Below are 10,140 nucleotides of genomic sequence, written 5' to 3'. Positions count from 1 at the left end.
TAAGGCAACACCGGATGAATTTTATGATCAACATTTACTAAAAGTAATGGCAGCATAATTTAAATATTTAGAGCGGATTTATCACTTATAAAACTAAATTGAGTGGTCTAATTAACGGAACCACATTATTTATTTAGGCTAAAGATATTCTGTTAGGCCTAAGTAGTAAATTTAGAAATTAACCATTTCAACTGTATTGAGCTTGTATAGCCAGTATCGATTGAGAGAGTCATGATAGAAAAAATTGGGCATGCAAAAAAAACACCTGAAGTTCTAACTGAAGTTTTCACCAAGTTAAGTTACGTTTTGATATTAGATTTACCAGACTTTATTCAAGATTTTGTATTGGATCTTAAAAATAAGATGGATGATGAAATCAAAAGAATGCTTGACCAGGCAGCAAAAGACAATCAAGACGTTGATGAATTTGAAATTTTAAAGTGGTTACTCGATACAATTGATGTAGCTCCTGAAGAAACTGAAGAGGTTAAAAAGCACCAACATAAAGAGGTGCATGCTGTGCTATTTACTTGTTTTTTTACTCAATTGTCCGAGGCCTTAAGTCTGAAGTTATCAGAACATATGAGAGTGGAGTCAAAACCGCAGCGTTGTGTTAAAAAATTGACTCAAAGAACTTATAAAAAATATTTTGGTTTGCCTAAAAACTTCAAGCTCAAGTTAGAACGAAACCTGAAAATCAATTTTTACCCTGAAAAATTATGGTAACTGTATGACTAATACTGATGGATTGTCAGATCTACACGAAGAAATCAAAGTATTGGAAAAGTGGGTAAATCAGTCACTTGGTGAAAAAAAAGCTATTTTCAAAGATTTCGACGTTCAAAATAAGAATGAGTTGTATGCTGCTGCAGAAAAAATCCAGGTTACTATTAAAAAAAAGAGAATTGTGACGGAACATAAAATTCTGGCTGGTTTAACTCAATGGACTAAAATTGAACAAGAAGGGCATCAGTATGGTTATCTGTTGACTGGATTAATTTGTGAAATGCTCAAAGAACTTATCAGTTTACCGAATTCTAGTTCTAAAGATAAAGAGCCTATCACAAACACAAAACTGATAGATTTTAAGCGAATAGTAGATGATGAAAGAGTACATAAGAAATTTAATCAACTATGTTATGCATTAAAACTGTTACTGCAGAACCAATTTAAAGACCGTGGGGAAAAAAAAATACCATGTGACAAAATTACCAATGAAATTAAAAAAATCGATGAATTTAACACCAGCAATTTTAAAGAATTTTTAACTGGTAAAGAGATGCAAAAGCACTCCATCTCATTAGATTTAGACCGTTACATTGAGCAATTTTGTATTGTCTGTAATGAGCTTAACAACAGGGAATTAAATTCATCGAAGAAACTTAGTATCAAGGATTTGATAAAAAGAATAAAAAAGGAGATTGATGTAACAAACCACTCAGGGCCATCTCCTATTCATATAGAAAATGATGACACAGAAGTCGAGATAGATGAAAAATCAGCAACTATTCTTGATCCTACACATGATGATATCAGTAAGCGTGCAAGTTCTATGATATCCGATGAAAAGCTCAAAAAAATTATTCAGAGACGTGAAGTCCCATTTGTAAGTAATCCACTTTATCTAGCACCCAGTTTATTACATCAGGTATACAACGTATTGCACGATTGTTATCAGGATAAAATGCTCAAAGAAAATAGTACAATCTTTTATGATCAATCTTCTTTGGCATTATGTGGCATGATGTCACTGCTGACTGGTCTGAGTCCTACTATCTTTAAAGATATTAATAATTTGATTGAAAAAGGAAAAATATTAGAAAAAACAAAAGTAAAAAGAATAAAAAAAACAAAAGTAGCAGAAGAAACAGAAGTAATCGAAGTAATCGAAGTATCTTATTATTGGGTGATTGATCCAAAGTTGAATGTAAATCATTCGGGCATTATGAGTGATAAATTACAGCGCTATAACAAAGCATCCACTTATAAATGGCATATTCCTAGTGCTTGGATTATTCAATTAAAAAAAAATGTTATTCAAGAACTATCTGTTCCTGAATACAATCGTTTTTTAAGGCAGCTTTTCAAACCGTATAATTTGGACAAGATTTCATGTGGAATTTTAGAAAAGCAAATATATTTCCATCTGAATATGCAGACAGGTGATGATCTCGTAGCACACTTAATGGCAAATCACGATACGAATCATGTGGTTAATTGGTCCTATGAAGGGCGTAATATTGAAGAGATAAATAGACATTTTAAAAGATACATTGATTGTTTAATAAACCGAAAAAAAGGTGATCTATGGAAAAAAGAGCAGCATCCGGGTTATATCTTTGACCGAGAACAACGTATAGGTAGTCAGCGTTGCTGGACTATCAAAGCAGCAACTCAATTTTTTAAAAATCTTTATGCTTATGTACAGACTACTTTAACGAATGATGAAGCCAATCGGATTGAGAAATTAAATGCTTATAGCATTTGGATGTGGCATCTGTCTTTAATTTGCCTCACTGTACGACCCACGATGGGTATGCCAGGTTTGATCAAAAATTATGATTCAAAATCAAAATTTATCTATATTCATGACAAAAAAATTGGTTCACGACAAGAAGGTCGTTTAGTGCCTGTAGTAGGTTATTGGCAAAAGCATTTTGATGCATACAGAGAGTATATAGATAAGACAATCACTGCATTAGGCATGAAATATCTGCAGGAGCAGTGGAAAAAAAATGAATTCATGCTGTGTATTCTTATCCATCCTCAACTGACTTCCAAAAAGCATAGCGTTGACTTTATAGAAATAGCAGACAATCTTACTTTGGCACCAATGTCAGCAGCTTTTGTGACGCATTACTTGAAAGAAACAGTTCAGATTTATAAAAACTGGCCAAGGCATTTTAGCAAAAACCATCTTGAACTCAGCAGTGATATTCATAATACCCTTTATGCACATGATGGTATTGCCATGGGGTTTGGCCATACTTCATCCTTAAGTCCTTTTCATTACAAAACAGAAATTCAACAACAGGTTGAAGCGTTACTGAAAAAATTAGAAATTTTGGAGCTAGACTTGTTTACCCAGGAAAAATCGCGTGATTAACAAAGAACTAAATCAAGAGATTCTAGAGCAATTACAAAATGCGATTGAAACAGAAACAAAAGCAATTTTTAATCAAATTTCTGAGCTGATTGATCATAAATATACTCAGAAAAAGGTGAATGGTGTCGAGATTGATTTTAAACTTCTTGATCAACGAATTGCTGATAAATTTACAAACTATCAGCAAGTTTTAATAAAAGTTTGTGAGCATTCCCAGCTCAAAAAATATTTCCGCTCTTACCTCAAGGAGTGTTTTAAACACTTTAAAATTATTTGTGAACAAGAGTATCAGGAGTGGCAAAAAAAAAATCCAGATCATGCAAAAATTTACGATATTAAATTACCAGATTGGAAAATAGCAACATTACCGCGCCGCGATAATACTTTAACAGAGGACAAGTTGTGTAATGGAGCTATTCTTGCTGATTTTAAAGAAAAATTTTATGAAAAGTGGAGCTATTCTCTTAATAAAAAGACTCAAAATATAAGTTTACAATCTACAGTTGAAGCTCAGCAAAACTTAGTAAACATATTATTTGAATGTTTATGTATATCATTAATTTTCGATCAAGGATGTATTCATCCTGAACGGCTTATTGCAATTCATGATGCAATTTTTGAAATGAATCTAGACAGTGGACTACTGCCAATTTACTCTGGTTCAAAGAATCATGCCTACGTTTTCTCATACACTCTATCATCTCAAAAATATGGCAATTTCTACCGTTATGATAGCCAAGGAGATGTGGAATTATGGCAAACACAGCAAATATATTTTAACGCAATCTCAATGCTTTGTTATTTGCGTATCCGAGAGCATCTTCATGGTAACCAAGGTTATGCATTACAGTTTACATCGCCTCTTAGTATTTGGCAGCAAACACACGATGATCAAGATCAAAAAGTTAAGCGGGAAGATTTACTTTATAAGCGGCTAAAAGCACACTTTAAAGATGTTGTTCCTGATCATCAATTTATCAAAGAGTTTGAGCGACGTCGTTTTTCTGCTTTCAAGCATATTGATTATGTTCTTTGGCAGGAGATTCCAAATTTAGATCTATTGAGTACAAGTGTACTTAATAACAAAATTATCACTACGCCTTTGATATATGAACAGCATATAGCTATTTATCATCAGCTTGATACCTGGAAAACGATTCAAGAAAGAATTGAAAATACTCATCACACTGTAGAGCTTTCTGTTTCTACTAGTGGTCAGAACGTTAAAGTTTATAATGATAAACGGATGGGTAAACGTAATGATATAAAATCATTGCTTTTATCATTTAGTGAAGATGGTAAAGAGTTGACACTAGCCAAGTTTAATGAAGCTTTGAACGCAAGTATTAATAAATCAGAGGGCGATATACGTTCCTATGAAGCTGGAGAGGGGGAATATATTGATTATGTGGTGGCAATCGCACATTTACGGATATGCCAATGGTTAAAGTATGAGCTAGGTTACAATTCTGGCTCTGGTAAAGCATCACTTCAGGTGGCATCGATAAAACGTTATTATCACAGCTTCGTTTCTGACTTTTTAATTTACATTTTAGAATATCAAATAAATTTGAATAATGCCATCGAAGAACAATTTGAAGAAATGTATGAGTACCTTATTTTAGAAAAATCAATGAAAGATCAGGAAAAGCAGGAAACAATCGCTGAGAAAAATGATAATAAAAAGCACGACACTTCTGGCTATTCTTTCGCGAGGTTAAAAACATTTCATCAGTATTTGGTCAACAAGCATGATGCACCAGTAGTAGCGTACTTGTATGAACATCAGAGAGACAGCGGGAAATTTTTAAAAACACGGACCATTAGTCCGCAGATGTTTGAATTAATGATGAAAATTGTGAAAAATTATCCACACATTTTAGGCATTTCAGGGAATGACATAGTTGCATTGCAATGGGTCTATCGACTCGCATTTAGACTAGGTTTGCGTATTGATGAAGTGACAGGCATCCGTCTCAATGATTTTGACTCTGCACAGCTTCGAAGTCATCTTAAAAATAATCGTTTATATTACGAAGCAAAGTCAGATCCTAAAGATACGACTTCAAATGAATCATCCAATTCAGATATTGAAAATCTGGTTTTAAAAATTCATTCCAACTCTCACCGTAATGTTAAAAACGAAAATGCAAATCGTCAGTTTGATTTATCCTATTTTTTAAATCCAAATGAATTTAAAGAGTTCTGTGAGTTTTATAAAAAATATTTAGCTGCTTCTTTGAGCGAAGCGGAATTACAAGTACAGAATACATTACTCTTCACCTTTGAAAATCAACAATTATCAAAAATCACTAGGAGCTTGTTTAATCTGGTATTAGGGACAAGTGATCATTCATATACATTTCACGCATTTAGGCATAGTGCTGCATCACACTTAGCAATTTTATTGAAAGGCAGCCACCAGCTTATCTGTAGTTTTACTGACTATGACTCTAGGTTTGTAGGTAGGCTTAAAAAGCATATATTGCAAAATATCGATCATGCATCATTACATAGCGCAGATGTATGGCAACGTTTAGCACATCTAATGGGGCATGAAGACTTTAACGTGACCGCAAGTAGCTATATACATCATCTTAATATTTTAATTGCAGACATGTTTTATACAGCAAAACGTGAATATCAGCCTGAATTGATTGGTGCATTACTAAAAAATAGCAAAATTATTAATGCTCAATTTAAATCCTTAAAGATATCTGAGGATGAATCAGCTTTTAACATTCTTCAAAAATCTAAGTTTTTTTTAAAGGTTTTTGAAAAACATAATGATCCAAAGCAATTCTTAAAAAAAGATGAAATTGAAAAAAAACAAATGAGTTTTTTATATCCAAAAAGATTTCTAGAATCATATCAGGAATGGAAAGCAAATGACCGGATCATAAATCCTGAAGACCAGCTTGTTAACTTAATAAAGTCAATTAGTAGACAATTTTATATTTATAAAGATAAAGAAATAGCTAGAAGTGAGGAGCGTGATCTGCAAGAAATGGATTTAAATTGGGAGCGAATGATCAATTGGTCGTATTTATATGGAATATGCCATCCATTCATAATTGACAAAGAAATTACCCAAAAAGAAATTAAAAATTTTTATTATATTTTGGAAAATAAAATTTCATTGAAAAATGATCGATCAGTTTTAGTTTTTGAAGCAGTCTGTCAAAAAGATTTAAAATTGTACGATTCATTTGTAGAGTTTATTACCAAAATATATTCGGACGTAGAATCCTACTTAAATATAGAAAAATCAAGTTCAAGTGATTTTGATAAAAAAATAGGGACTGAAGTTAAAATAAAATATTATAAAATTAGTAATAAAAAAGCAGATTCAAAGCATCATCTGATACAAAAAATTGTACTACAAAGTATCTTTTTTAAGATGAAATGCCTTGGAGTACCTTCCCTGGGTCAAAAGAAAATGGTCTAAAATGTTTTACCGGAGAAGCAGGGGGCTACAGTTTTTTTATATTAAAAAAATATATAAAAAACATCGGTATATAACTTTAGTTAATTCATGTTTGATTATTTTTTCATTATTTATGTAAGGTTCCTCTTTTTTTTTGGTCAAAAAAAGGGACACTAAGCGCGAGGTGTGCACTCTGTGAGGTTGATTTTTGATAATTTTTTTCTTGAGAATAGCCTGGATAGGCTAGATGAGAGATTATCAAAAAAAATACTCAATAAACAAAAAGATTTTGTATGACTCGCAGGAGAAAATAAGATTAAATTTAATTGTATTTTTTTATTATTATTGTAAATTTATTCGGATATTATTTTTTAAATTTAATCTATAAAATATAAAATTATATATAAGGTAAATTTTATAGACTAGGGAGTTAGTATAAATTATTTACCCTATAAATTCATTTGTTTTATTATGTAAAATAGGGAAATTAGTTTTTATTTTTATAAATAAAAAAATTAATTTTGCTAGATTTATAATATTAAATACAGCATAGAAAACTGGGTTGTGTTTTTGGTTTGATTTTATAAGCTAATTTTAAATAGCCTAAGCAAATATATTTCAGAAAAATAGCCCAAGCCTTTGCTTTTTAAAACTGCTGTTTTACAAAGCAAAGGCTTGGGAGTCCACCAGTATGATTATTTTTAGATTTTAATGAGATCCCAAAAAATGGAGAAGATAAATTAATTAGCTTAGGTAATCCTTCTATAAGTATGCAGCATAGATTTTGAGCTAAACACGCATCCTTGTATGTAGGTAAAATACAGGGATTTTTTCGGCTAAAATTTTGAAAAAATTAAGCCAGCATTCAATTTTAAAATATCACTAAAAAATGAATAAAAAATTCTAATTTGGTTTGACCAAAGAAAAAGATACCCATATGATAATTACATTACAGCAAAATCTGTAATCGGGCGTGGAAACCCGCATCTCAACGTACTAAAGAGTCACTTTTAGTGGCTCTTTTGTGTCTGCATGGCAATGCTTTATGGCAGGCCAAGTAGGGCAGTCTATGACTGGCCGTTTCGTTGAGCGGTATTTCCACCCCTATTTGGTTTGCCACCATCTCGTGGAAAAGATGTTGGCAAATTTCACATTGATCAACGAGATTACAATATGAAAAATATCATCTTAAAAGTACCCATTTCTCTTAAGCTTCTTTTGTTAGCGCTGACTGAATATTGACGGTCATTTAATTCATCGCTTTAACCAAATCGAACTATTTACACTTTCAAATTTCGTACTTGAGTGAAAGTAGGAAAGTGTTGCCTGGAGAAATAAGAAATGGGTTCTACACGACTATTGACCAATATTATTCAGCGTAAAGTCATGTTGCCAGAAGAAATGTCACCTTCAATGCAGCGTGACAATTTTGAAGTTGCACTGACTGATTTTGAAAAGCATCCAATCATCAAATGTTTATTTAAGGCGGATAACCAGCGTTCTACGGAATGTTGGAGCGTGCAAGAAATTGCAAACTTTATTGAGGATTGCACAGAAGATCAAAACATCAATTTATGCATTTTGTATTGGAAAGATATACACGGCAATATTTACATTATTGATGGAGCACATCGTCTTTCCTGTATCTATGCGTGGATTAATAGATATTTTGCGGATGAGCAAGTCAATCAAGCACCTAATTTCAATGATCCACAAAAACAAGATATTCGTTACCTCCGCAATTATTTAGGAGATCTCGCTGATTTTCAAAGAATTTGCACTGATGCTGAATTTGCAGAAAAAAAGTCGAAGTTAGAAGATATTAAAATCAGTTTCAGGCAGGTACTGGGGACTCCGGAAGATGCGCGACGGGTATTTCAATCGATTAACTCAGATACTAAACGTTTAGATAAATATGAGGAATATCACCTAAGAAATCGCGGTAGTGACGCGTATTATGCGATCTATGCCTGTTGTTATATCAATGACAATAAATCTAACCTAGAAGAGCTCCAATATACACGTTTAAATGAGTTGATTGAGTTAGGGGAGAGGATCCACCAGCTACTTTTTTCGACCATTTTATTAGACAATGAAATGAGTCATGGCAAAAAAATTGGCTTGGTCAATGAGCTGATGAATATCATTGCGGGTGATCAGATTCATAATATTATGAGTCTGAATCAGGGGGAGCGCGTTGAAAACCTAATGTCGCATCTGTTGACCATTCTTTGCAGAATAGCGACGCCTGTAAAAAATGCTGGGGTTCCGAGTTTGGGCTTACATCCATACTTATATTTTTATAAGGATCAGCGTTTTCAGATTACTTCTTTTCTTGCATGGTTTTCAATTGTGTATGAAATTCATGAAAGCCGCATGCAGATTCATCATCGAACGATTAGTTTCAAGGACTTCACCCGGGTACGCCGTAGTATTGAGTTCTTGATCGCCAATTTCCCCGTGGCGACCACCGAAACGGTCGGCAAGTTCGGCAGTGGTATCAAGGGCTATGATCGGCTACAAATTGTCTATAAAGCCTTTATTTGCTTAAGCTTGGAAATGGATGTTGATTTTGATGATGAGAAATGCCTGAATACCTTTATTCTGTCCATGTCTAAGGCCTTCAAGTACATAAACTTTAACGAGTTCTATATCGAAAGGTTTTTGGGTGGTTATGATGATGCAGTAGTCAAGAATGTGGTGGGATATGTGGAGTCGATTAGTCCAATTTCTCGGTCAAAGCCAAAGGCCTTTTCGGCATTAACCAAGAGTCTGCTTAAGCACAATTTTGTGGTGGGTAATCATAACTTTTGCCTCATTTGTGATGGATTGATCTATCTTGATTCTACTGAATCGGATCATAGGATTGCCAAAGCCGTAGGTGGGCAAGGCGTTCTAGAGAATGGCCTGCTGGTTCATCCCATCTGTAATAGGATGAAATCAGATCTGAGCCTGGAAGAGATTAGAGCGGATTTGTTTGGTGAATTACTGTATTAATCAACAGAGCGATGAGCTCATTTTTGCAGATGTATCAATGATTAATCACATGATTTAACTTTTGATACATTCAGCCAATGTGGTTATTTTTAATTCAGTCCAGAATCACAACCAGAAACTAGTTGTAGTTTCTGAATGACCGTCAAGGTCCTTAGTTTCGCCCATAGATTCCCTCTGTGGGCTTTTTTTTGATCAAAAATTGTATAGATGCTCTAAAATAAACCTTTTAGCATTTCATAAGCAATTAGGATTAAGGCTGAGACCATCAGCACAATAAAAATGAGTTCCACTCTAGTTAACATCTTAGTTCCATTTACTTTTCACTTAATTTATATAGCAGTTAACTCGTAGCATCAATGAAATAACATAACATGGAAAATAATCAAAAAGACAGAATTTGGATTTTGATCAGATCTGCTGTTTACATGCTTCTACAGTAGCTTTGAATGTTTCACTTAACCTTTAAACTTTTTCTAAAATTAAATATATTTACATATGTGTTCTAAAATTTGATAGAATTTATTAAAAATTTAGAATCTAAGTGTAAATAATGAGAAGAGATAATATACGACGACAAGGCTAATAAAAATTTCTGAATACATCGCAAGAA

4 protein-coding genes are annotated in these 10,140 nt (G+C 33.1%); all 4 read left to right on the top strand.

Going from position 1 to position 10,140, the window contains the following annotated elements; all coding sequences use genetic code 11:
- The first annotated feature begins 231 nt into the window (after positions 1-231).
- On the top strand, positions 232-726 hold the full coding sequence (locus ACIG3F_RS15715; RefSeq protein ID WP_145758465.1) for a transporter: 495 nt from the start codon (positions 232-234) through the stop codon (positions 724-726).
- A gap of 4 nt (positions 727-730) precedes the next feature.
- Complete coding sequence (locus ACIG3F_RS15710; protein ID WP_396470496.1) at positions 731-3,106, top strand: hypothetical protein; 2,376 nt, start codon at positions 731-733, stop codon at positions 3,104-3,106.
- Positions 3,099-6,554: an integrase gene (locus tag ACIG3F_RS15705; protein WP_396470495.1), complete on the top strand. Its 3,456-nt coding sequence runs from the start codon at positions 3,099-3,101 to the stop codon at positions 6,552-6,554. The genes ACIG3F_RS15710 and ACIG3F_RS15705 overlap by 8 nt, the downstream gene beginning before the upstream one ends.
- Before the next feature lie 1,320 nt (positions 6,555-7,874).
- A complete protein-coding gene (locus ACIG3F_RS15700; protein WP_071320610.1) occupies positions 7,875-9,530 on the top strand; it encodes an HNH endonuclease signature motif containing protein in 1,656 nt (551 codons plus the stop codon).
- Positions 9,531-10,140: the final 610 nt, after the last annotated feature.

Source organism: Acinetobacter sp. NPDC052428 (assembly GCF_044547685.1).
In the GTDB taxonomy this organism is placed as follows: domain Bacteria; phylum Pseudomonadota; class Gammaproteobacteria; order Pseudomonadales; family Moraxellaceae; genus Acinetobacter; species Acinetobacter lwoffii_G.
The sequence above is the reverse complement of the archived record's forward strand: the minus strand, read 5'-3'. Positions and strand labels throughout refer to the sequence as shown.

What these genes read in the sequence shown, in the direction of transcription:
- ACIG3F_RS15715 (WP_145758465.1), top strand. Translation starts at nt 232, where the DNA reads ATGATAGAAAAAATTGGGCATGCAAAAAAAACACCTGAAGTTCTAACT.
- ACIG3F_RS15710 (WP_396470496.1), top strand. Translation starts at nt 731, where the DNA reads ATGACTAATACTGATGGATTGTCAGATCTACACGAAGAAATCAAAGTA.
- ACIG3F_RS15700 (WP_071320610.1), top strand. Translation starts at nt 7,875, where the DNA reads ATGGGTTCTACACGACTATTGACCAATATTATTCAGCGTAAAGTCATG.